The sequence below is a fragment of the Gordonibacter sp. RACS_AR49 genome, assembly GCF_030418435.1.
Taxonomy (GTDB): domain Bacteria; phylum Actinomycetota; class Coriobacteriia; order Coriobacteriales; family Eggerthellaceae; genus Gordonibacter; species Gordonibacter urolithinfaciens.
The window spans coordinates 23,604-46,849 of record NZ_JAIUDM010000005.1; the positions used below are offsets into that span (position 1 = coordinate 23,604).

Here is a 23,246-nt window from a genome sequence, read left to right on the forward strand (position 1 = left end):
CCGACGGGCGCTTCGATGCTCGTATCGGTTACGAACGGTTACTCCGTTCGCTCGACTTCCTTCACCTGGTAGCCCTCGATGGTGTCGCCGATCTTGAGGTCCTGGTAGCCGTGGATGCCGATGCCGCACTCGTAGCCCTGCTTCACGGTCTTCACGTCGTCCTTGAAGCGGCGCAGCGACTCCATGACGCCCTCGAAGATCACGGTGCCGTCGCGCACGATGCGCACCTTGTCGTCGCGGTTGATCTCGCCCTCGGTGATGTAGCAGCCGGCGATGGTGCCCACCTTCGGCACCTTGAACGTCTCGCGGACCTCGGCGACGCCGGTGTCCTCCTCCACGATATCGGGCGAGAGCAGGCCCACGCGCGCGGCGTTGATCTCCTCGATGGCCTGGTAGATGACGCGGTACAGGCGGATGTCCACCTTCTCCTTCTCGGCCTGCACCTTCGACTTGCCCGTGGGGCGCACGTTGAAGCCGATGATGATGGCGTCGGAGGCGGAGGCCAGCGTGACGTCGGTCTCGGTGATGCCGCCCACAGCCGAGTGCACGATGTTGATGCGCACCTCGGACTGGTCCATCTTCTCGAACGCGTCGCGCAGCGCCTCGATGGAGCCCTGCACGTCGGCCTTCACGATGAGGTTCAGGTCGGTCTGCTTGCCCTCCTCGATGCGGCTGAACAGGTCGTCCAGGCTCACATGCGACTTCGTCTCCTGCTCGGCCAGGCGGGCGCGCAGCGCGCGCTCCTCGGCCAGCTTGCGGGCGTCGCGCTCGTCGTCGAACACGCGGAACTCGTCGCCGGCCACCGGCACGCTGTTCAGGCCCAGGATCTCCACCGGGTCGGCGGGGTAGGCCTCGTCCACGTGCTTGCCGCGCGGGTCCACCAGCGCGCGCACGCGGCCGTAGGACGTGCCGGCCACCACGATGTCGCCGGGATGCAGCGTGCCGCGCTGCACGAGCACGGTGGCCACCGGCCCGCGGCCCTTGTCCAGGTTCGCCTCGATGACGAAGCCGGAGGCCTCGGCATCGGGGTTCGCCTTGAGCTCGAGCACGTCGGCCTGGAGGATGATCGTCTCCAGCACGTCGTCGATGTGCAGGCGCTGCTTGGCCGACACCTCCACGAACATGTTCGTGCCGCCCCACTCCTCGGGGATGACGCCGTACTCCACGAGCTCCTGGCGCACGCGGTCGGGGTTCGCGCCCGGCTTGTCGATCTTGTTGACGGCCACCACGATGGGCACCTCGGCCGCCTTCGCGTGGTTGATGGCCTCGACGGTCTGCGGCATGACGCCGTCGTCGGCGGCCACCACGAGCACGATGACGTCGGTGACCTGGGCGCCGCGGGCGCGCATGGCCGTGAACGCCTCGTGGCCCGGCGTGTCGATGAACGTGATCTGCTTGCCGTCGATCTCCACGACCGACGCGCCGATGTGCTGGGTGATGCCGCCGGCCTCGCCCGCGGCAACGCCCGTGTCGCGTATGGCGTCCAGGAGCGACGTCTTGCCGTGGTCGACGTGGCCCATGACGGTGACGACGGGCGGGCGGGGCTTGAGGTCCTCGTCCTTGTCGTGGTAGACGACGGCGTATTCCTCCTCGGGCGACACGACGCGCACCTTGCGCCCCATGTCGTCGGCGATGAGCTCCACCAAATCGTCGCCCATGGACTGCGTGAGCGTGAGCACCTGGCCCAGCATGAACAGGCGCTTGATAACGTCGTTGGGCTGCACGCCGAGGATCTCGGCGAACTTCGCCACCGTGGCGCCCTGCGGGATCTCCACCACGGAGTCGTCCAGCACGAGCGTGGGGTCGAGGCCCTTCTCGATGGCCTCCATCTCCAGGCGCTCGCGGTTCTCGGCCTCGCGCTTCTCCTTGCGCTTCTTGCGGCGGCCCTCCCCCTCGTGCGTGGAGGCGGCGGCCACGGCGGCACGGGCCTCGGCCAGCACCTTGTCGCGCTGCAGCTTCTCGGCCTGCACGGCCATCTGGGCGTAGCGGTCCTCGCCCGTCGCCGGCTGCTGCTGGACCTCGAGCTCGGGCACGATCTGCTCGAACGAGCCGCCGCGCTTGCCCTTCTTCGGTCCGCGCTCGGGCTTACCGCCCTTGCGCGCGGCGTCCTTGGCGCCGGCGCCGGCCGACGCAGCCTGCTTCTTCTGGGCCTCGATGCGCTGCTTCTCGGCCTCGATCTGCGAGAGGAGCGAATCGAACCCGGAGGCCTTCTTCGCGCCGATCACGGGAGCGGGCTTCGGCGCGGAGGACGCGGAGCCCTTCTGCTTCTTGCTGTTGCGCTGGCGCAGCGCTTCCTCCACGGCCTGCTTCTTCGCCACCTCGGCCATGGCCTTGGCCTGGCGGGCGCGGGCACGGGCCTCGGCAGCCTCGCGGGCAACGCGCTCCTTCTCGCTCTCGATCTGGCTCGCCAGGCTCTCGAACGGCGACGAGGCCGGCGCCTTGGCCGGCTTGTGCTCCTCCGGGGAGCCCTCCCCGCCGTGCGCGGCGCCCTCGGCCTCGGCGGCCTCGCGACGGGCGCGCTCGGCCTCGCGGGCGGCACGCTCCTGCTCCACGGCCTCGCGGCGGGCACGCTCCTCCTCGGCCTTGCGGGCCTCGGCCTCGGCGCGCTCGCGGGCGAGCTCGGCGGCCTCCTCGGCCTCCAGCTGGCCCACGCGCTGCTTGATCTCGGGCTCAAGGTTCTTCCTGATCTTGGCCACGTAGGCGTCGGCGAGCATGCTCGCGTGGCTCTTCGCGGGTATCTTCATCTCGTTCAACTTGTCGAGCAGCTCCTTGCTCGTCATGTCGAATTCCTTCGCCAACTCATGTACGCGCATGCTGGCCATATACCAACTCCTCTTCCCTTACGCTCCGCGCAGCGCCGAAGACACCTCGGCTGCGATTCGTTCCAACTCATCGTGATCGAGCTTCGTCTTCAGCGCCCGTTCAAGCTTTCTGGTCTTGCATGCGGCGGCGAAGCACGCCTCGGAGCATACATACGCCCCCCGCCCCGGCGCGCGGCCGGTGCCGTCGAACGCCACGGAGCCCGACGGCGTGCGCACCACGCGGTAGAGCTCGGCCTTGCCGGCCTGCTTTCCGCACGCGATGCAGCTGCGCTGCCGTTTCTTCGTCTCCGTTGCCATCCGTCGCCTCGCTCGTTTCCCTTGGCCGCTATTCCCCGTCGAGGTCCGCGTGCACGCCGCAGTAGCGGCTGCCCGGCCGGGCATGGTTGCGGCAGCGTGCCCCGTCCTCGCTCACGTAGGCGCACAGGCCGGCCTCATCGTCGGCCTCCACGTCCTCGTCGATGAGCATGTTGTCGCCCGCGGCCAGCGGCTCGCCGGCGAACGACGCGCTCTTGATGTCGATGTGCCAGCCCGTGAGGCGCGCGGCGAGGCGGGCGTTCTGGCCCTCCTTGCCGATGGCCAGCGACAGCTGGTCGTCGGGCACCACGACGGTGGCGTAGTGATTATCCTCGTCGATGATGACATTCGTCACCTTCGCGGGCGAGAGCGCGTTTGCCACGTAGGACGCGGGGTCCTCGTGCCACTGGATGACGTCCACGCGCTCGTTGCGCAGCTCCTCCACCACCATGCGCACGCGGCTGCCCTTCGGGCCGACGCAGGCGCCCACCGGGTCGAGGTTCGCCTCGCGTGAGGCCACCGCGATCTTGGAGCGCGCGCCCGGCTCGCGGGCGATGGACTTGATCTCCACCATGCCGTCGTAGATCTCCGGCACCTCGATCTCGAAGAGGCGGCGGATGAGGTCCGGGTGCGTGCGCGACACGACGATGGCCGGGCGGGCCTGCTCGCCGCGCATCTTCGGCGCGTCGGAGTTCGGGTCGCGCACGTCGATGATGAGCACCTTCAGGCGCTGGTTGTGGCGGTAGTGCTCGTTGGACGGGCGCTCGTTGCGCTCGCCCGGGTTGCGCTTCTGGTCGTAGTGCGGCAGCTCCGCCTCCACGCCGTCGCGGATCTTGATGATGGTGAAGTCCGGCGTGCCCTGCAGCACCGTGCCCGTGACCAGGTCGCCCACGCGTCCCGAGAACTCCTCGTAGATGGACTGGCGGCCCGCCTCGCGCACGATGGACGCGATGACGCCCTTCGCGTTCTGCGCCGCGATGCGGCTCACGTCGGCCGGCGTCACGTCGCGCTCCTCGAACTCGCTGTACTCGCCGGTCTCCTCGTCGGGCTCGCCCACCGGCACCAGCTCGTAGACGTAGATATGCCCCGTCTGGCGGTCGATGGTCACGCGCGCGTCCCATTCGAGGTCCAGGATGCGCTCATAGCTCTTGGCCAGCGACAATTCCAACCGCTCGATGAGGTAGAACTCGTCGATCTTGCGTTCGTGGGCCAAGGCCTGCAAGGCCTCGATCAGTTCTGAAGTTGCCACGTCTGAAGTCCTTTCCTATGAGCTGAAGTCGACAGCGCCCTTGAGGTGGGCGCGCTTGATGTCGGATACGGGAATGCGGAAGGCGATGCCGTCCACGTTGAGCTCCACCGCGCCGTCCGCGACGCCCGCGATAGTGCCGGTGAAGGCGCTGCGCCCGTCGAGGGGGGCGGCCGTCTTCACCACGGCCGTCTCGCCGGCGAACCGCGCGAAATGCTCCGGCGTGCGCAGCGGGCGGTCGATGCCGGGAGACGAGACCTCCAGCGTGTAGGCGCCGGGGAACGGGTCGAGCTCGTCCATGAGGTCGTTGATCCACCCTTGGGCGGCCGAGAGCTCGTCGAAGCTCACGCCGCCTTCCACATCGATGTACACCCTGATGGTAGGCGCTTTCTTCGCGCCCACCACCTCCACGGTGACAATCTCCACGCCCTCCTCGGCCGCGCGGGGGGCCAGCGCGTCGAGCAGCTGCTGTTCCTTCTTGCCGAGCACGTCCGCCTCCTCTCTCGCCCGGCGCGCCTTCTCCTGCGCGCCGCCGTGCCGTCCTGCCGGACCGGGCGCCCTCCCGCCTCGCGGCGTGGGGCGAACCGGCCCTCTACAAACAAAGAAAGCGGGAACAGGCCCACTTTCTCATGCTTCGAAAGTATGGTGCGCACGTACCTCTCACCCGCCTCGTGCGCGTTTGCTTGGTAGGTTATACCATATTCTGCGACGGTTGCCTAGTGACGCGATCAGGGCTCTCGCAATCTCACCACATTTCGCCGCGGACGGTGGCGGCGCCGGGTTCGGCGGAAACGGGCCCGCCGTCGGCGGAGCCGCCCCCAGAAGCGCTGCCGCCCGGACCGGCGGGCACGCCCCCGCCGACACCGCCGGCATCGAGCGCGAGGCCGATGCGCACGACGGCGCGGCCGTCGGCGGCCTCCGCGAAGAGCTCGCCGCGGTGGCGCCGGGCGATCTCGCGCATGGCGGGCAGCCCCAGGCCGTGCTCGCGCGGGTTCTCCTTGCTCGTGGCCAGAAACGACGCGCCGGGCGCGGCCGAGTTCTCGCAGCGCAGGGCCAGCACGTTGCCGCTCGTGCGCATGGAGAGCGCGAGGTACGGCTCGTCCTCGCCCGCCGCGCGGGCGCGCTCGCACGCCTCCACGGCGTTGGACAGCAGGTTCGACAGCAGCACGGACAGCTCCGTGGCGCCCAGGCCCAGGCGCTCGGGCACGCGCACGTCGCACTCCACGCGCACGCCCGCGGCCTGCGCCGGCGCGAGGTAGGCGGCCAGCACCGCGTTCGCCACGACGTTGCCCGTGTAGCGCAGGGGCGGCGCGGCGTCCTGCTGCCCTGCGAGCTCGTCCAGGTAGGCGCGGCAGTCCTCCCACGCCCCCTCGTCGGCCATCCTCCGCAGGGCGGCCACGTGGTGGCGCAGGTCGTGGCGCGCCGTGCGCGCCTCCCGCTCGCCGTGCCTTAGGTGCACGAGGCCCGCCTCGGCGGCGTGCACCTGCACCTCCAGGTCGCGTACCTGCTCCTGCGCAGCCCGCAGGCGCCGCACGCGCACCGCGAGCATCCAGGCGAACACGCCCACCAGCATGAGCCCCGCGTACTCGTGCTGCCACAGGCCGTAAAGCGGCTCGTAGGCGTTGTCGTCCAGGAGGTTCGCCGCGAGGGCGGCACCCAGCACCGCGCAGCCGTACAGCACGAACCGCGCCTCGGCGCTGCGGTTGCGCAGGCCCACGACGACGCAGCCCGCGAACAGCCCCCAGCACGCGATGCGCACCGCGCTCTGGAACGCGGCGTACGCCCCGATGGAGGCGGGAAGCGCGGGCAGGGCCGCCGCCCAGGCAAACGTGACGGCCGGCAGCAGCCACAGCGCCCGGGCCCCCCACCGCGCGGCCGGGTGCCCCGCCTGCGTCCACGGCAGGCCCGCAGCGCGGGCGGCCAGCGCCACGGCCGCCACGAGCACGCACGCCCACGCCGCGTCCTCCAGGGCGTACCACCAGGCGTTCGCGATGCCCGCGCGCCACGCCAACCCGTGCGCGCCGGCCACCGCGAACGCCAGGCACAGCACGGCGAAGTCGCGCAGGAGCGCATCGCCGCCGCCCCGGCGGCGCACCGCGAAGGAGAGCAGCGCCGCCGCAAGGGGGCCCAGCACGAGCACGTAGGTGCCGAGCGCGCTCGCGAAGTCCAGCCGCCCCATGGCCTGCGCCGTGCCGAGCACGGGCGGGTAGTACAGCCCGCTGTAGTAATGCTCCCGGTTCTCCACCTCCAGCTTGAGGCGCGTGCCGTCGCGTACCACGACGCCCACCTCCGCACCGTCGCCGCCCGCCGCTGCTACGGCGCCGTCCACGTACAGGGTGAAGTCTCCGTACACCTCGGGCACCAGCAGCACGAGCGCACGCTCAGGAGCGTTGCCCACGTAGCGCAGCTCGAGCTCGTAGACAGCGGTTCCGAAGGCCGAGGCGCCGCCCGGCACGTAGGAGAAGTTTGAGTACTGGCCGATGAACGTCTCGATTTGCGACGCGCCGTCGACGGAGAGCAGCCAGCCGTCCACGAGGGGCACGGGGCGCCCGAGGTCGGCATCCGCCAGCTCGAGGACGCCGCCCGCCCCATAGGGCGGTGGGGAAAGGTATTTGTTATCATGGTAGTACGCCAGCGCGAGCAGGCATCCCGCCAGCAGGAAGATCGCTGCCGCGCCAACGGCCGCGCGCACGGCCGAGCGAACCGACATCAACGACCCCCTCCCGACGACAAGGACACCCCGTGCGGCATCTTACCAGAAAATGCCTCCGCCCCGCCGCCCGCGCCGCGGCGGCCCTGGGCTTGGCGGCCGCGCTGGCCGCAAACGGCGGGACGGCGGCTTGGGCGGATGCCGAGGCGGGAGGAGCGCTCGGCGGCTCGCTGGGCGGTGGCATGGCGGGCGGCGTCGGGGGCATCGCCCCCGGCAGCGAGGGCGGCGGAGGCTCCCTCGGCAGCGGGACCGGCGGCCCCGGAAGCGGCATCGGCCACGTGGACCAGCCGTTCGGCCAGGTCATCCGCATCATCCCCGATGTCGGCATGAGCGCGCTGCTGTACCTGCCGCCATTGCCGGTCGATCCGTACTGCCGCGACGAGGATACCGGGCACCCCGGCCTGCAAGCGCTCTACGTCGATCGCGCGTATGCAGACGAACCGGACAACTGGGAGCGCTGGGGCACGTTCGAATGGGATGAGGATTGGCAGGAATACGCATCAGGCGCGGACAGCATCTCCCCCGTCTTCGACGACAACTACCAAGACCCGACCATTCTGTACTGCACCGTCAGCTATTCGTCGAAAGCCGTCGACTACCGCGACTTCTACCTGCGCGCAACCGCGGTGACACGCGAGGACGGCGTGCTGACGACCACGGAGTTCGTGCCCGCGCTCATCGCCTACGAGGGCGGATGGCGCCCCGACCCCGATGACGAGCCTCCGAACATCGTGAACCCGCCGGAAGCAGGCGCCGGCGACAGCGGCGGCAACCGGGGCGGCGCGGTGCAGGGAGAGAGCGAGCGCGTGGATCCCGGGAGCACGCCGAAGAGCCTGCTGCCGAACATGGAGAGGGCGCAAGCCGCCTCGGGTTCCGAGGCGAACGGAGAAGGGGCGGGAAGCGACGCCGAGAAGCACGAGGCCGCGGAAAGCGAAGGCAGGGAGGAACGCACCGAAGCAAGCTCGGCAGGCGGCAACGGCGCGCAAACCGGCGGGTACCGGAGCGCGCCAGACGACGGCGCTCCCCCGCATGGCAACGACCAGATTCCCGGCTTCGCCTGGGCCCTTGGGATCACGGTCGGCACCGTGGGCATCGCAGGGGGCGCCCTCGCCGTGCTGCGCGCGAAGGGCAGCTTGGCCAAGAAGCGCCCGTAGGCGAAAAAGGGCGCCAGCGGCGCCGTCAGCGGTGCTTGCCGAGCCGCACAAGGCCGAGAGCTACTACGGCAGCGGCGGCAAGTGCGACAGTCCCTAATGCGGCGGGCGAGGAGGCGAGGTCATCACCCGTGGTCACGAGCGACCGATCCGTACCGGTGGGCGCGCCGGGACTCGTGTTGGCCGAGCCGGTGCCGGAGCCCATGCCCCCGTTTCCGCTTCCCGTTCCGGCGCCTTCACCGGAACCCGGATTGTCGCCTGAGCCGGGCTCGTTGCCCTCGCCTTCGCCCGCAGGAGGTTCGGGCGGGTTCGGGGTCGTGCTTTCAGCCCCGAGCTCCACCGGTACCGATCCCTGCGAGTACACGGCAGGATCGGACGTATCGTGTGCAGCGTTCACCACGCTCAAGGAACCCACGCCGATCTCGACCGTCGTGCCTTCCTCCCCCGTCAGGTGCGCACTGCCGAGTGCTAAGGTGTCGTTCGCGAACAGGTTCGCGTCGCCGGCCAAATACAAGCTCAAGACGCCTTCGCTGTCTTCATGCCGATAGCGCGCCTCCTTGACCGCCACGCCGTCCAACGACCCGTCGAACGCGAAGCCGGCCTCCACCCCATCGAGATCGGCGCCCTTCACCGTCAGCGTCAGTCGGAGGGTGCGCACGTTGTCGCGCGCGCCCTCGGGCAGCTTGAGGGACACGGCCACGTCGTCCGAGCCGTCCACCTTTTGGAGCACCGCCTCGGGATCCACCGCCGCCCACGCGGCACCCGGCACCAGCGCGAGGCAGAGCGCGCACGCCACGAGGGCGCCTGCCACACATTTCTTCAACGTTTTAGTCATATCGTCAACCGTTCCTCTCGCGGGTGCGGGCTAGTCGTTCGCTGCGGCAGAGGCGCCATGCAGCTCTATTTCGGGCAGATACTCGGGCAGGCTCGCGAACAGCGAGTCGCTCGTCAGGCGCTGGCCCTCGTTTGTGAGCGCGTTGTCTACGCGGTAGAGCTCGGCGCGCACTTGGGTAGGTAGCTGTATCTCCTTGAGCATCGTGGGCTCGATCCAGTACACCCACCGGCCCTCGGACGTCTCGCCCAGCAACGCATCGCCGGGGTTGGGCGCGAGGATGATCTGGTTCGCCACCACGTTGCCGTTCTCATCGACGCCGCCCACCACGTTGCCCTGGGCGTCGTAGAGCATCACCACGTTGTAGGCTGGATTTCCCTTGTAGTCGCCCACGAACACCACCGACCCCTTGGGGATGGAGCGCGCGGCCTGGCCCTCCATGGCAGGCTGGTACACGAAGTCGCTCTTGAGGATGCCGATGGCTTCGCCTTCGCCGGCCGCGAGGAAGTCCACGTTGTCGCCGGACGGCCCGAACACGTCGATCTCGCCCACCGCAAGCGTCTTGCCCGCCTGGCCCACGCCCGTGATGCGCAGGTAACGTGCGTCATAGGTGCAGATCCACGGATCGTCGCCGTTGTCGAAGTAGAGCGTTGCCGTGCCATCGTCCCCCAGCTGCAGCCGGCCTTCCTTAATGGCCGTGTAGGCCTCCCCGTCCAAGCTCGTCTCGATGCGGTAAGCTCCCAGGGCGGCGGCCGCATCCGCACCTTCAAGCGTGTAGCGCACCGACGTCACCTGGGTCGATTTGCCCATGTCGATAGTCAAGGAGGGATCCTCCTTTGTGGAAACGCCCGTGAACACGGTTTCGACTTTGCCGTCCACGGCAAGTGCCGAAGCCAGCTGGGGCTCGGGGGCGTCGGGGTCGTCGTCGGTAGACGGCGGCACCACGTCTTGCTGCGAGACCATGTTCGTGGAAACCGTCCAACCGGTCTTGTCCTGCAGGCCGTTTCCGGAAAGTTTCACCGAGTCGAGCGTCTTCGCTGCCGAGCGGTTCAGGAACTTGTCCACCGCCGTCACCTCATAGGCTACGGTGCGATTGCCGAGCGACGAGGCGTTGTCGGTGTACGTGGCTTCCGTGGAGAAGCCCACCACCTGGCGCTGCTGCTTGCCGTTCGCGTAGGTGATGCGGGCAATTTCGTAGCCGAGCACAGAGTCGCCCGCAGAGGCGTCCGCGCCCAGCGTCAGCACAACCTCGCTGCCGTTCGCAACAGCCGAAGCCTCGACCACGTCCTTTTCAGCCACGGCGCCCGTGTCCTCATGGGTGCGCGCATAGCCGCGGGCATCGTCGTTAACATAGTAAACCGTGCGCTCTTCGGCCGGGAACTGCCCCATATAGGCGGCCGTGGTCGCGTCGGGCACCATGCCCCAGCGGGTGAAGAACTCCGTGAGGTCGCGCTCGGCCGCTGCGCTCGCCAGCCGCATGATGTTCTGGCTCTCGCCGCCGTCGAGCACGAGCTTCTTGCCCCCGGGCGCGGGCGCCGTGTCCGTGCGGCGTGCGTAGCTGTCCACGCGGGCAAAGAAGTTGTTCTCAAACGCTTCCTGATAGGTGTCGAACAGCTGGTAGACTTCGCCCTTGTCGTAGGCCAGCGCAAGCTGCCAGTACATGGCCAGCTGGGTGAACACGCTACCCGAGCGGCCCTGGTCACCCGAGGTCACGCGCTCGTACACGTCCGAATACTTGAAGCGTGTGACGCCGTAGGGAGCACCCTCCGAGCCGTACGTTTCAATCGTGCGCGTCAACTGCGCGAAGTAGTTGTTCGTCACTTCGGCGTAGGCGTACTGGGACTGGTTGATGTTGTGGCCGATCTCGTGCGCGATGCCCCAACCGAACAGGTTGCCGGACACCAGCGCGCCGCCCTCGTCCACCACCACGGGTTTGCCCTTCGCAAGCCCAGGTACCGAGCCCCACTCGATGCCGATATGGTTGCCCGCCGCGTACATGAAGGCACCCGCGCCCATGCGCGTATAGCGGATGTTCAAGTGCTGCGACGGCAACGAGTTCGCCGTTATCACCGCAGCGGACGTACCCTCGGCGAACGAGCTTGCGAGGCCCTTGCGCTGATAGAACAGCTCCATCATCTGATCCATCGCGTCGAGCGAGGCGAGCAGCCTCTGCGCGCGCTCGACCGTGGAGCCCTCGCCGGACCCGGCGAGGATCTGCTGGGCCGGCACCGAGTACATCATTTGGTCGAGCAGGATATCGGTAGCGTTCATCACGCAATTCTGCGCATCATAGGCGTACTTCACCGCGCTATTTTCGCTGTCACGGTGCTTCGCGTTGTGCTGTGCCTCAAGCGCAGGCACGGACGCCTCCAGTGCTTCGACGTAAGCCGTCGTGCGTGCCAGGCGCTCGGCCGCATCCGTTACTTGGTAGAGATCGAGCGCAGGTGCTGCGGTCGCACCGCTCACGCGCACGCCCCACTGCTCGGTATCTGACGCGCCAGTATACTCGACGTAGAGCTGGCCGCCCTTCTCGAAGTCGAGCGTGGAAAGCTGCGGAACGGTGATCTCGTTGCGGCCCGCCTTGAGCGTAGTCAGCACCTTCGTGGCGCCGCCCTCGGCATGTTGCTGCGACAGCACGAGGCGCAGCGGGGCGCTGCTTCCCGTGGCCTTGCCGGCAGCGCCGGCGTACACGACGATCTCGTCACCCGCCGCGACCACCGCGCCAAGCGGCTGCCAGGCGTTGAGGCCGCCTATCCCTAAATTGCGCGAGCTATCACGCGCCGCGGAGATGCCGTTGTGCACGCGCACCGTACCCTCGAGGCCTTCGGTAGCCAGCAGCTTGCGAGCGGCGTCAAGTTCAGTCTGGAGCGCCGTGCGGTACGGGTGGAACTCGCCGCTGGCCGCATCCGGTGTGTCGAGGCGCTGCTGAAGGGCGTCGACGGTCGCAGTCGTCACGTCAGATTTGAGCTCGAGGTGCAGGTCATCGGCATAGAGCGCCATGATGTCGGCCTCAAGGCTGTCGTAGGCATGGAAGCGCATCTCGGCGATGACCACGTTCGGCGCCCACCAGGCGCGGCCGGTGGCCACCCTCACCTTCGCGGTAGTGACCGGCTCGGCCAGCTTCGCCAGCGCGTACTTGCGGCCGTTCGCGCCCGCGCGCATCTGCACGGTGGCATCCGCCGCCTTCCATACGTTGGTCTCATCGAGGTAGTTCACCACCACCTTGCCGAACGGCACGCCGTCCTGCACCTCGGCAAACGAGATCATGCCGAGCGTCTGCGGCTCGTCGAACGTCACGGTGACGCCCTTGTTGGAGCCGGGATAGTAGCCGCCTTCGTCCCAGTCGTTCACCTGGAGATACGACGCGTAGTTGTCGTCGAACAGCCCGAGCGCGCTCTTCGCGACGCCCGAGGTGGCATCGAGCGGGCTCTCTACCATGGAGCCGCGGCCGTAGGTGGCCGATACGATGTGGTCCAGATAGCGCCCGTCGGCGTCTTTCGTGTTCACCAAGCGGTACGCGGGAAGCTGTGCCGGGTTGACGTTCGCCGTGCGGGCCACCGCTGCGAGCGAGGGGCCGCTTTCGCCTATCTCGTTCACGCCAGTCACGTACACCTGGTACTCGACGTCGTCCTTCAAGCCTGTCACCTGGTACGATGACGACGTGATGTTCCCGATCTTTGTATAGGGGCCGTTGCCGTCGGTCTTCTCGCGGTAGAACAGGTTATAGGAATCGGTGTCCTCCATGTTCTTCCAGCTGGCGGAAAGGCCACGGTACATGCCCGTGAGCTTGAGGCCCTCGGGGGCGTCGGGCTTGCTGGAAGTGATCGGGGTAACCGTGATCTCGTCCGTCCACGGGCTGCGCCACTCGCCGTTGGTGGAGCGCGCTTTCACGTGGAATTCTATGCCGTTTTTGACCTTGCCGCCATTGAAGGAGGTGATGGTGAGCGAGGTGGACGTGGTGCGCTTGACTTCGGTGACGTCGGCGCCGTCCTTGCCGGGAGCGGTAAGGGAGAGCTCGTAGCCCACCACGTTGGTGGCGGCGCTCCACGAGACGGTGAATTTCTTGCTGCCGGGTTCCGCTTGCAAGTTCGTGGGAGCGCTCAAGTCGGGCTCGGGGATGCGCTCTTCCATGTTGTTCAGGAACTCGACCTTGGAAATCTCGGCGAGGTTGCTGCTGCCGGAGGTTTTCGTGATGGTGAGTGTGACTTTCTTCACGGCGATCTGGCCGCTAAAGTTGATGACGATGGTGCCGTTCACGATTTCCGCCGTAGCCTTGGACGCAGCGCGCGAACGATAGAAGCGCACAGGCACCGCCGACGAGGATATCTCCGCCGAATCCGTGTACTCTACGCCATCATCGCCGATATAGGTGAATTCGACGAACCCGCCTTCGATGGTGTTGTCGCTTGGCGCGTCCACGGTCATGCCGCTCACGAGGGGAGCTGCGACCTTCTCTGATGCGAGGGCGAACTCGACCGCAACGGGATGGTCGGTCGAAATAGCCTCCGCTTCGGACTTGAGCACGACAGGCGCGATGCCGTTGACCACGTCGGCGATATCGCCCGTGCTCTCGACAGTGCCCTTGGTTGCCGCGGCTGTGGTCGCAGCAGCCGAAACCGTGCGGGTCAGGGTGGCATTCACCTGCGCCTTGCCGATGTTCGCAGCGGCGATCTCCAAGTCAACGAGCGTCACGGCACCGTCGCCGTCGAGGTCGCATGCGGGATCGTGCCCGTCGGGGGAATCGAGGGACTCAAGGGCGTCGACAACAACCTTAGCGTCATCGACGCCGACAACGCCATCGCCCGTCACGTCGCCCGACACCATCAGGCCGGGATGCGCCGCCTCTTCATTCACTTTAAAATCGCCCGTGCGCAGCTCGAGAGACACGGCGTCGGCTTTGATCTCAACCTGCTGGTGATACGTCAGGAAACCGGGTGCGCTCACCGCGAACTCGTAGGTGCCGTCGGCCAGGCCGTCGAAGCGGACGATGCTTTGCAGGTTTGCCGTAGAGGGATTGCCCGTCGCGGTGCGATGGAAGCCATCGGCACCATCAAGCGAGACGGTGTACTCTGCGCTGATACCCATCGTGGAGTCTACGATGGCCGTTCTACCCTCGGTCAAGGCGAGGCGTATCGAACCCACCAGGTCGGAGGAAGCCTCGTCCTTGGGCTGGTCCGCGTTGGGCGGCAGGGTGTTGTTTTCGACAACCGCCGGAGTATCCGAGGGCACCTCGGAAGCCGCGGGGTCGGCTGCAGGTTCTTGGGACTCCTGCGGAGCCGGAGTAGCGTCATCGGCATCAGCATCGACAGCATACGCCGGGATGCCGAACAGCGAAGAGGCCAAGACGACGGCTAATGCCGCCGAGAGGAAGCGGGGACTGCGTTTCATGTTCGATTTTCCGTTTCTCGCCAGCCATTACGTAGGTGCGGGACCCTCCCGCGTGATATGCTGCGCAAATGATAGCATAAAGGTAACGGAAACACTATGAGTTTTGCCCATGAAAAAGCAAGGGAAGGCGCGTTGTTCGCGCCTTCCCTCTACAGGTCTTCCAGCAGGTCGCACACCAGAGCGGTGAGCGGTGCGAAGTAGCCGTCGGGAGCGGCCTCGGCCACGCGGTCGCGAAACGCCGGCGCCCATGCGGCCGGGTGTTCGCGCACGAACGCGCGCAGGCGCTCCTCGCAGCCAAGGGCCTCGTCCGCCGCCGCACCGGCGACCGTAGCTGCGGCGAGGGCATCCCCACGCGTTTCCGGGGCCACCGCGACAGCCGAGGGCCCGCTGGCCGCACCGGCGGCGCAGCGTTGGCAGAGTTCGGCTAGGTAGAGCAGCTCTATGCCCAAGTGGTCGGCGTATTGGTTGTTCTCGTTCGCCAACACGAGGCCGGCCTCGGCGAGCAGGTTTTGCATGGCCACGGTGGCGCGGCCGAAGCCGATCTCCCCCACCTGCCCAGCCTGCGCGTACATCGTTTCCCAGGGCGGCGCGGCGGGCTTCGGCGGACCGATGAACAGGCGCGCGTATTCCACATTCACGCGTCGCACGGCGTCCTCAAGCCCCGCACCGTCCACCTGCGCGGCGCGGGTGTAGGCCTTCAGGCGCTCGAGCGCGCGGTGGATGGACGGACTCTCGGCCTCGCCAGCCGCAAACTCATCCCAAAATGCCTCGTCCAGCCCGAATGCGGCATCGGGCGTCATCGGAGCGAGCAGGCTGTTGCCCAAGAACGCGAACCGGTGAGCCCGACGCGTCCAGACCTCAGCAGGCATCGGCATGCGGAGCCCTTTCCACCGACGCGCCACCCACCGACGCGCCACCCACCGACGCGCCACCCACCGTCGGCACGGCGGGGGCCAGCCCCGCCGCCACATCGTCGGCCAGCGCGGGTGCGGGGTCGTAGGTCAAAAACACCTTCGTCAGCACGAGGAACGCGAGCACGCCGAGCGCCACCATGCCCACCGCAATCATAATCTCGGGCAGCGTGGGCGCATACGAACTAGCAACCGCCCACCCGTCGATACCGGCGGCGCCCTGTGACGAGGACGACCCCGAGATAAGCCCCGGCGCGCCGGACACGTTCGGGAAGATGAAACTGGTGAACAGCAGCCAGATGCGCTTGCAGAACACACCCACAACCACCCCCGCACACGCAAGCGCCACAAGGCCCGTGCGGCGGCGGTTCTTCGCGAACACAAGGATGCAGAACGGCACAATGACACCCGCGATAATCTCGATCCAGAAGAACGGCGCCGTGGCCCCGGCAAACAGTTGGCCGAGCTCGGCCATGCCATGCTCCGTGCCAGGGTACGCCATCGTTAGAATCTCACAGCCCACCATGTAGCCGTCCACGGCGATGCACACGGCCAGAAGACCCGCCAGATTCGCGATGAGCTTGCGCGACGTGGCGAACACCTTCGCGCGGTTCATCCACAAAAGCGCCAGTAGCAGAAGCGCCAGGCCCGAGTCCATGGCTGAGGCCACGAACAGCGGCGCCATGATGGTGGAGTACCAGCCGGCGCGCGCGATCTGCAGGCCGAAGATCCAGGCCGTCACGGAGTGCACGAGGATGGCGACCGGCAGCGCGAAGCGGCTCACGATGGCCACCTTGTTCTGCGCGCCCGGCTTCTTCGAGGTCATGAAGTACAGATAGATGAGGTTGATAATAAGGTACGTGGTGATGACGCAGATATCCCACAGCAGCGGCGACATGAAGTTCGGCGACGCGAACAGGTTCAGGATGCGCACGATGCCGCCCAAGTCGATGAGCACGAACGCGCCCGCAATGCAGATGCAGATGAGCGACACGAGGATGGCGGGAAGCGCCACCTTCTTGTACTCGGCCACATGGAAGATGGACGCGGACGACGCCACGATAAGGCCGCCCGCCGAGAGTCCTACGAAGAACATGAAGCTGGCGATGTAGAGGCCCCACGACGTGCCGTTCGACATGCCGGTGACGCCCAGACCGCCCATGAACTGGTACACGTACGCCCCCACGCCAGCCAGCACCAGCACGGCCAGCACGCCCATGGCAACCTTGTACGGGGCCGAGAGGTTCTTGAGATTCGAGAAATTCATAAGGGGTTTTCCTCCCTAGCCTATATAGAAGAGTTGCGGGCGGGTACCTTTTTCTTCGAGCAGATGGTGGACGTCGCCGACGCGCTCGCGGGCGAGCTTAGAGATGTCGCTCTCAGGGTCGTCGAGGTCACCGAACGTGCGGGCGCGGGCCGGGCACACACGCACGCACATGGGCACGTCGCCGTCGTCGGTGCGCTCTTTGCAGAGCGTGCACTTCTCCATGACGCCCTTGTTGCGCACGGGCACGCGCACATCGCCGTAGTTCACGTCGGGGTCGCGCACGGGCTCTTCCCAGTTGAACACGCGGGCATTGAACGGGCAAGCCGCCATGCACATGCGGCAGCCGATGCACTTGTCGTAGTCGATCTCCACGCGGCCCTTATCGTCTTTGTACGTGGCCCCCGTGGGGCACACCTTCAAACACGCCGCGTTCTCGCAGTGCTGGCACTGCACGGGCAAGTAGGTGCGCGTGAGGTTCGGATACTCCCCCTTCGCGCCGTCCAGCGTGTCCACGCCCTCGGTGAGGATGCGGTTCCAGAGCATGCCCATGGGCACGTTGTTCTGCATCTTGCAGGCGTTCGCACAGGTGTGGCACCCCACGCAACGCTCCTTGTTGATGGCTATGGCCAGTTTCGTCATGGTGTCACCCTACGCTTTCTTCACTTCGACGAGCGTATCCGAGAACGGGATGACCGGGCCGGTCATGAGCTCGTATCCGCGCTCGACCATGGTGTCGTTCGTCACGTTCTGGAGGTTCCCGGATGCCAGGTAGTCGGCCGAGGCACCCTCGATCATGCGCGCTGAGCCGGGGCGCACGGCGGGGTTCGCCTTCACGCGGCACTGGAAGCTGCCGCGGTCGTTGCCCACCTCCACCGTGTCGTCGGCGGCGATGCCGCGCGCGTCCAACTCGGCGGGATTCAGCTCCACGTAGGGCTCGTAGTATTGCTGGATCCACGAGGCGTCGGCGAACTGGTTGTGGATGCGGAAGCGCGAGCGCACGTTCGCGAGCTGCAGCGGGTAGGTATCGCGCAGCGGGTTGCTGTCGTAGGCCTCGGAGGGATCCTCGTAGGTGGGCAGCGCCTGGCCGAAGTCCACCAGGTTGTCGTAGTACACGTCCATGCGGCCCGATGTGGTGCCAAACACGAGGTCGGGGAACGCCTGGCGGGGTACCTCGATACCCTCGAGCGGGTAGGCACCGTGGTTCTCGTTGATCTTGTCCACGGTAAGCGCGTTGAGGTAAGGGTCTTCGGAGTTGGCAAGCATGGCGGCCACCCACTCGCCGGAGTCCTTCGGCAGCGCATCGGCCACACCCAGGCGCTCGGCCAGCTCGCGCTGGATGCGGAAGTCGGTGCGCGCCTCGAACAGCGGCTCGATGACCTTGTTCTGCAGCACCAGCTGGTTGTAGCCCACCTTGAGGTTGCCTACCTCCTCCTCGTTCTCGAAGCGCGTGCACGCGGGCAGCACGATGTCGGCCCACTTGGCGCCCTCGGTGAAGTACGGGTCGATGGACACGATGAAGTCGAGGCTCTTCGCCCACTCGACGGTGGCGTTCATGTTGGCGTAGTGCTGCTGGAAGAAGTCGCCGCAGCAGATGAAGGCACGTACCTTGTTCTGCTTCGTGCGCATATCGTAGGCCGCCATCTCGTCGTCAGCGGAGGTCATATCCTCGGGCAGTTCCCAAGCGGCTAGGTCGCCCGTGTAGCCGTTCCACGCGCCACCCACGAACACGCCGATGTTGGCGCCGGGCTTGCAGATGTTGCCGGTGAGCGCCGCGAGCATGGCGGCCGCATGTCCGGCGATGTCGGCGTTGGCCATCTTGTCGTTGCCGCCCCATCCGAGCGCGATGGACGCGGGGCCGTCCTGCGCGTAGGCGCGGGCGAGCTCGTCGATGCGCTCGGCCGGGATGCCCGTCTTCTCGGATGCCCAGGCGAGCGTATGGGGCTTCTGGTTTTCTTTGAACAGGGTGAACACGGTCTTGTAAGACGCGCCGCCCTCGGTGAACGTGCCTTCGAGCGCGGGGTTCGCCACGCTCGCGTACGGCGCGCGGGCGTTCGCAGCGGCGTCCCACACGAAGAAGGGGTTCTGCTCGCCGGTCTCCGGCTCCTCTGCGGCCGGGTCCTCGGCGTGGTCTCGCACGAGCTTGCCGGTGGCAGTGTCCACGAGGTACGGGAAGGCGGTGTGGGCGGCCATAAATGCCTCGTCGTACCATTCGTTATCCACGATGGCCGATGCCATTCCCAAGAACAGCGCCGCATCGGTGCCGGGTGTGATGGGAATCCACTCGTTGGACTTGGAAGCCGTGGTGGAGAAGTGCGGGTCGACGGTAATCATCTTCGCGCCCGCTTCCTTGGCCTCGAAGAACAGACGCACCTGCGGCAGCGTAGACTCGCAGAAGTTGCTGCCCACGGTGAGCACCATGTTCGCGCGCGTCCAGTCGCGCGCCTCGCCCGTGGCATACGCGTAGCCGCCGCCGTGGCCGATGGCCGGGTCGAGGCCGTTGCCCGTGCCGTTGTCGATGCCACCCATGCCGCCGGTCTGCGCGCCCAGCATCGGTGCGAGGAACGGGAAGCTGGCCTCGGTGGTGGCGCCCACCATGACGCAGTCGCGGCCGTGCTGCTTTTGCAGCGACGTGAGTCGCTCCACGATCTCATCGTAGGCCTCGTCCCAGCTGATGGGCTCGAACTCGTTCGCGCCGCGCTCGCCCACCCGTCGCAAAGGCGTCTGGATGCGATGCGAGCCGTAGATGTGCTGCACCTCCGAGATGCCCTTGAGGCAGATGGTCTCGTAGCGGTCATCCACGCACGTGTTCGGCTCCACCTTCACCAAGCGGCCATCGCGCACCGTGCACTTGAGCGGGCACATACCGCCGCAATGCCCCTGGTGGTACGTGCAGGCCGTGTGCTCGTTGCCGCCGCCCGACGCCTCAGCACCGGCCGGCCCGATGCCTGCGTACGCCTTCGCTGGGGAAAACCAGCTCCCCGTCGAGAACATGCCTACCGCCGCAGCTGCGCCGCAAGCCGCCGCAGACCCTTTGAGGAACCCGCGCCTCGTCAGCTCCATACGGTCCTTCCTCTCTTCGTTCGCTCTTCTTTTCACCATGATGGTAGTTTTTCGACGGCGCACAGTGTATGGAGGCAACAGGGGGCCGTCATCGTCCCGTCGGCCGAAATCTGTGCCGCCGATTTTGTGCATTATGAACAATGGCGTAAGATATACCTGATGATATAGGTAATTATCAGGACGGCGAGGAGGCGGCGTTGCCGATCCGTCATCGATCGCTGCGAGCCGTCCATGCCGCTCGCCGGCCGAAACCGCACGTGGCAGCCCAAGGAGGCAACCGTGAATTTCAACCTCGACCTCGTGCTCGCCGAACTCGCCGACTTGGGTCCGACGGCCCGTTACCGACACGACTCCCGGCTCGACCTCGACCGCGTGGAGGTGCTCGGGCCCTTGAGCATCCCGCGCACCGGGAGCCTTTTCGTGGCCGACGTGGCCTCGTTCGGTGCATTGGACGACGTCTTCGCCACTGCCGGGTCCTTCCTCGTGCTGGGAGCCGACGCCCCGCCCGAGGAAGCGGATGAGGCGGACACGCCGCCCGTGCTCTACGTGCCCGCCGGCCCGGGCCTGCCCGCGCCCGCCGAGATGCTCGCGCGCCTTCTGGAGATGCGCCTGCGCCTTGACGCATGGTCCGAGACCCTTCTCACGGCTATGGCGCGGGACGCCTCTTTGCAGGAGGTGTTCGACATCGCCGCGGAGCAGTTCGCGAACCCGCTCATGCTCTCGGACGCCACGCTCTACTTCGTGCTGGTGGCGGGCAGGCTTCCCGAGGAGCTGGACGATAGGCTGTGGACGTCGGCTATCGCAACGGGCGCGTGCCCCATCGAGCTGTGCATGGAGGCGTGGGCAGCGGGCTCGTCCGACCCTGGCGCGCAGGACCGAGCGTTCCTCATGGAGAACGCCACCGGCGACGGGCGTAGCTACCTCGTGCGCAACCTCGTGTGCGGCGAGGCGTACTACGGCTGCTTCGAGCTCGTGGACGTGAACGCACCCTTCCAGCCAGCCGACTTCGCACTCGTGGACTACCTCGGCAACCTGCTGACGCTCGTGATGCCGCACCAGGGCCGGCCGCAACCGGCCGAGGAGCCGCTCGGGCCGCTACGCGACCTGCTGGACGGGCGGCCGGTGCGCCCGCAGGTGCTGGAGTACGCCCTGTCGAAGGCGGGTTGGCGGGCCGACGACCACTTCTTCGTCGCGCGCTTCGGCACTGCGGAGCCGGCCGAGGACGCCGGCGCGCGCGGCCAGACGGTGAGGCTCATCGCCGAGGTCTACCCGCGCGCCCGCTTCTTCGACGACGGGGACGCAGCCCTCATGGTGGCGCGCGACGCCGACTACCCGCTGGCTGCACTCCACGCGCGGCATGCAGCCCGCGACGTGGAGGCGGGCGTCGAGCCGCGGTTCCGTGCGGGCTTCTCGTCGCTGTTTGCGGACTTTTCGCTCGTGCGCACGGCAGCTGACCAGGCGGCGCTCGCCTACGGCCTCGTGGACGATGCGAGGATGGGCGGCGCGTTTGGCTCCACGCTGTCGTGCTTCTACGACGACTGCTGGTTCGAGGACATGCGCGTGCGCCTGGCCCTGGACACCGACGCATCCTGGCTGCTCGACCATGCGACCGTAGCGCTCGCACGCGCCGACGCCGAGGACGGCGCCGCGTACGTCGAGACGGCGCTCACCTACCTGGGGAACGGCTGCAACGCCACGCGCACGGCCGAGGCCCTGTTCATCCACCGCAACACGCTGGCCTACCGCCTGAAGCGCATCAAGGCCCTCTCCGGCATCGACCTGGAGAGCCCCGCCGCCGCGGGCACGGACCTGCTGCGCGTCCACCTGAGCTGCCGGCTGCTCGCGCAGGCACGGCGGTAGGAGCTGGCGAGGGCGGACGGAACCGCAAGCCCGACGCCATCAGAAGCACAATCTGACGACGCCAATCTTCACGAAGGGCGGCCGTAATCGCAGCGGCGGCAGCGGGCGAGCGCAAGGTCGGCCACGTCCCGATGGAAAAGGCCGGCCCATTGGCAGATGTGCTGGAGCACGGGAATGACCGACTCCCCCTTCGCTGCAAGGGCGTACTCGACGCGCGGAGGTATCTCCTCGAATTGGTGCCGCACGACCAGGCCGTCGGCCACGAGATCCTTGAGCGCCGATGCGAGCGCAGCATCGCTCACGTCGGCCATCTCGTCGCGCAGCACGCTGTAGCGCAGCGGTCCGTCGGAGAGCACGCACAGGATGCGCGACTTCCACTTGCCACCGAACACGTCCAAGCCGTATTCCAGCGGGCACCGGATGTCCTTCTCGAGCTTGCGCTTGTACGCCATGGGCCTCCCCTTTCGCCGAACGGGCAACGCGCGCCTCTGGATCTTCGACCACAAGGGATGCCCATCGTTGAAGATCCTTCGACTGCGGCGCCTCGCGCCTCCGCCCAGAATGACAAGAAGGGGCCTCTCCCGTCGAAAATCGTCCTCGATGGCGCGCCATCACACCATACCCCGCAGCACTCCTTGACGGAAGTCGCTCAAAAAAACTCGAGTGACTCAATATTTCGCCGACCACTTAACACGTCCAGACAAGCCGCCTTAAACTGGCCCAGAAGGGCGCGTTGCGATTGCAGCGCCATCGAGGAAGGGAAGGTACGCCATGCTTGAGACGATGAAGGCGGAAATAGCATCAACGGGAACGGGGCTGCAGGTCAAGGGCTCGTGTCGTGGGTTCGAGCTCGTGTTCGACGAGCCGAAGGAATCGGGCGGCACCGACACGTCGATGAACCCGGTGGAGGGGCTGCTGTGCGCGTTCGGCGCCTGCCAAGCCATTGCCACGCTGCTGTTCGCGCGGATGCAGGGGGCGCCGCTCGACGGTGTGCGGGTGGAGGTGGAGGGCGACCTCGATCCCGACGGCTTCACGGGCAAGGCGCCGGATGTGCGCAACGGCCTGCAGGAGGTACGCTTCCGCATGCACCTGAAAAGCGAGGACGGGGCCGCGGCCCGCGCGCTGGCGGCGCTCGTGGAGGAGCGCTGCCCGGTGAGCGACTGCCTGAAGGCGCCCGTGCCGGTGGTATGCGCCGAGGTTGTCGTAGAATAGCGGAAGGGCGCGCCGCCGTCCGTACGCGGTGCGGCGGCGCGGAACACGTCTTGCAGGGAAAGGGGTTTCTCATGGCGAAGATGCCGAAGGAGTGCCAGGAGCTCGTGAACAACGCCTACGCGGCGGCGTTCGCCACGTGCACGGACGACGTGCCGAACGTGGTGCCGGTGAGCATGAAGCAGGCATGGGACGACGAGACGGTCATGGTATCCGACCAGTACCTGAACAAGTCGCTCGCCAATCTGCGCGCTAACCCGCACGTGGCGCTCTCCGTGTGGGACGAGGAGGGCGGCTTCCAGGTGAAGGGCACGGTGACCTACGAGGACGAGGGCCCTCGCTACGAGCAGGTGGCCGCGCAGGTGCAGGCTATCTTAAGCTCGATGGGCTACGACTACACGAGCAAGGGCGTGTGCTTCCTCCACGTGGAGGAAGTCTACTCCGTCACCCCCGGCGAGACGGCCGGCAAGCGCCTGGCATAAGGGGGGGGTCCGGC

Annotated in this window: 16 protein-coding genes; 4 read left to right on the forward strand and 12 right to left on the reverse strand. The window is 67.2% G+C overall.

The window, feature by feature from the left end:
* Positions 1-38: 38 nt before the first annotated feature.
* From infB to LB310_RS09315, 5 genes are all read right to left on the reverse strand, one after another.
* A complete protein-coding gene (gene infB / locus LB310_RS09295; protein WP_301154975.1) occupies positions 39-2,822 on the reverse strand; it encodes a translation initiation factor IF-2 in 2,784 nt (927 codons plus the stop codon).
* An 18-nt stretch (positions 2,823-2,840) separates the two neighbouring features.
* Positions 2,841-3,119 (reverse strand): YlxR family protein, encoded by a 279-nt coding sequence (locus tag LB310_RS09300; RefSeq protein WP_087189631.1) that lies wholly within the window; start codon positions 3,117-3,119, stop codon positions 2,841-2,843.
* Positions 3,120-3,147: 28 nt separating this feature from the next.
* Positions 3,148-4,365 carry a transcription termination factor NusA gene (gene nusA, locus LB310_RS09305; protein ID WP_087189630.1) on the reverse strand — a complete coding sequence of 406 codons (1,218 nt, stop codon included), beginning with the start codon at positions 4,363-4,365 and terminating at the stop codon, positions 3,148-3,150.
* A 15-nt stretch (positions 4,366-4,380) separates the two neighbouring features.
* Positions 4,381-4,851: a ribosome maturation factor RimP gene (gene rimP / locus LB310_RS09310; RefSeq protein WP_278804995.1), complete on the reverse strand. Its 471-nt coding sequence runs from the start codon at positions 4,849-4,851 to the stop codon at positions 4,381-4,383.
* Between the two features lie 256 nt (positions 4,852-5,107).
* Positions 5,108-7,072, reverse strand: coding sequence for a GHKL domain-containing protein (locus LB310_RS09315; protein WP_278804997.1), 1,965 nt, complete (start codon positions 7,070-7,072; stop codon positions 5,108-5,110).
* A 32-nt stretch (positions 7,073-7,104) separates the two neighbouring features.
* Here LB310_RS09315 and LB310_RS09320 point away from each other — a divergent pair, with 32 nt between their 5' ends.
* Positions 7,105-8,226 carry a hypothetical protein gene (locus tag LB310_RS09320; RefSeq protein WP_301154976.1) on the forward strand — a complete coding sequence of 374 codons (1,122 nt, stop codon included), beginning with the start codon at positions 7,105-7,107 and terminating at the stop codon, positions 8,224-8,226.
* Between the two features lie 25 nt (positions 8,227-8,251).
* On the opposite strand, the gene LB310_RS09325 is transcribed toward LB310_RS09320, so the two are convergent.
* From LB310_RS09325 to LB310_RS09350, 6 genes are all read right to left on the reverse strand, one after another.
* Positions 8,252-9,058: a hypothetical protein gene (locus tag LB310_RS09325; RefSeq protein WP_278805001.1), complete on the reverse strand. Its 807-nt coding sequence runs from the start codon at positions 9,056-9,058 to the stop codon at positions 8,252-8,254.
* Between the two features lie 30 nt (positions 9,059-9,088).
* Positions 9,089-14,443 (reverse strand): M60 family metallopeptidase, encoded by a 5,355-nt coding sequence (locus LB310_RS09330; RefSeq protein WP_301154977.1) that lies wholly within the window; start codon positions 14,441-14,443, stop codon positions 9,089-9,091.
* Positions 14,444-14,592: 149 nt separating this feature from the next.
* The gene (locus tag LB310_RS09335; RefSeq protein WP_278805006.1) at positions 14,593-15,318 is read right to left on the reverse strand and encodes a molecular chaperone; all 726 of its coding nucleotides are present in this window, start codon (positions 15,316-15,318) and stop codon (positions 14,593-14,595) included.
* On the reverse strand, positions 15,302-16,621 hold the full coding sequence (gene nrfD, locus LB310_RS09340) for an NrfD/PsrC family molybdoenzyme membrane anchor subunit (protein WP_301154978.1): 1,320 nt from the start codon (positions 16,619-16,621) through the stop codon (positions 15,302-15,304). Before nrfD ends, LB310_RS09335 begins: the two co-directional genes overlap by 17 nt.
* 15 nt (positions 16,622-16,636) lie before the next feature.
* Positions 16,637-17,260, reverse strand: coding sequence for a 4Fe-4S dicluster domain-containing protein (locus LB310_RS09345; protein WP_278805009.1), 624 nt, complete (start codon positions 17,258-17,260; stop codon positions 16,637-16,639).
* A 9-nt stretch (positions 17,261-17,269) separates the two neighbouring features.
* On the reverse strand, positions 17,270-19,681 hold the full coding sequence (locus tag LB310_RS09350; RefSeq protein ID WP_278805011.1) for a molybdopterin-dependent oxidoreductase: 2,412 nt from the start codon (positions 19,679-19,681) through the stop codon (positions 17,270-17,272).
* A 279-nt stretch (positions 19,682-19,960) separates the two neighbouring features.
* Here LB310_RS09350 and LB310_RS09355 point away from each other — a divergent pair, with 279 nt between their 5' ends.
* Positions 19,961-21,541 carry a CdaR family transcriptional regulator gene (locus tag LB310_RS09355; RefSeq protein WP_278805013.1) on the forward strand — a complete coding sequence of 527 codons (1,581 nt, stop codon included), beginning with the start codon at positions 19,961-19,963 and terminating at the stop codon, positions 21,539-21,541.
* A gap of 68 nt (positions 21,542-21,609) precedes the next feature.
* Here LB310_RS09355 and LB310_RS09360 read toward each other — a convergent pair whose 3' ends face one another.
* Complete coding sequence (locus tag LB310_RS09360) at positions 21,610-21,993, reverse strand: helix-turn-helix domain-containing protein (protein WP_087189623.1); 384 nt, start codon at positions 21,991-21,993, stop codon at positions 21,610-21,612.
* A gap of 319 nt (positions 21,994-22,312) precedes the next feature.
* On the opposite strand from LB310_RS09360, the gene LB310_RS09365 reads away from it, so the two are divergent.
* The gene (locus LB310_RS09365) at positions 22,313-22,753 is read left to right on the forward strand and encodes an OsmC family protein (protein ID WP_087189622.1); all 441 of its coding nucleotides are present in this window, start codon (positions 22,313-22,315) and stop codon (positions 22,751-22,753) included.
* A 71-nt stretch (positions 22,754-22,824) separates the two neighbouring features.
* On the forward strand, positions 22,825-23,232 hold the full coding sequence (locus LB310_RS09370) for a pyridoxamine 5'-phosphate oxidase family protein (protein WP_162611490.1): 408 nt from the start codon (positions 22,825-22,827) through the stop codon (positions 23,230-23,232).
* Positions 23,233-23,246: the final 14 nt, after the last annotated feature.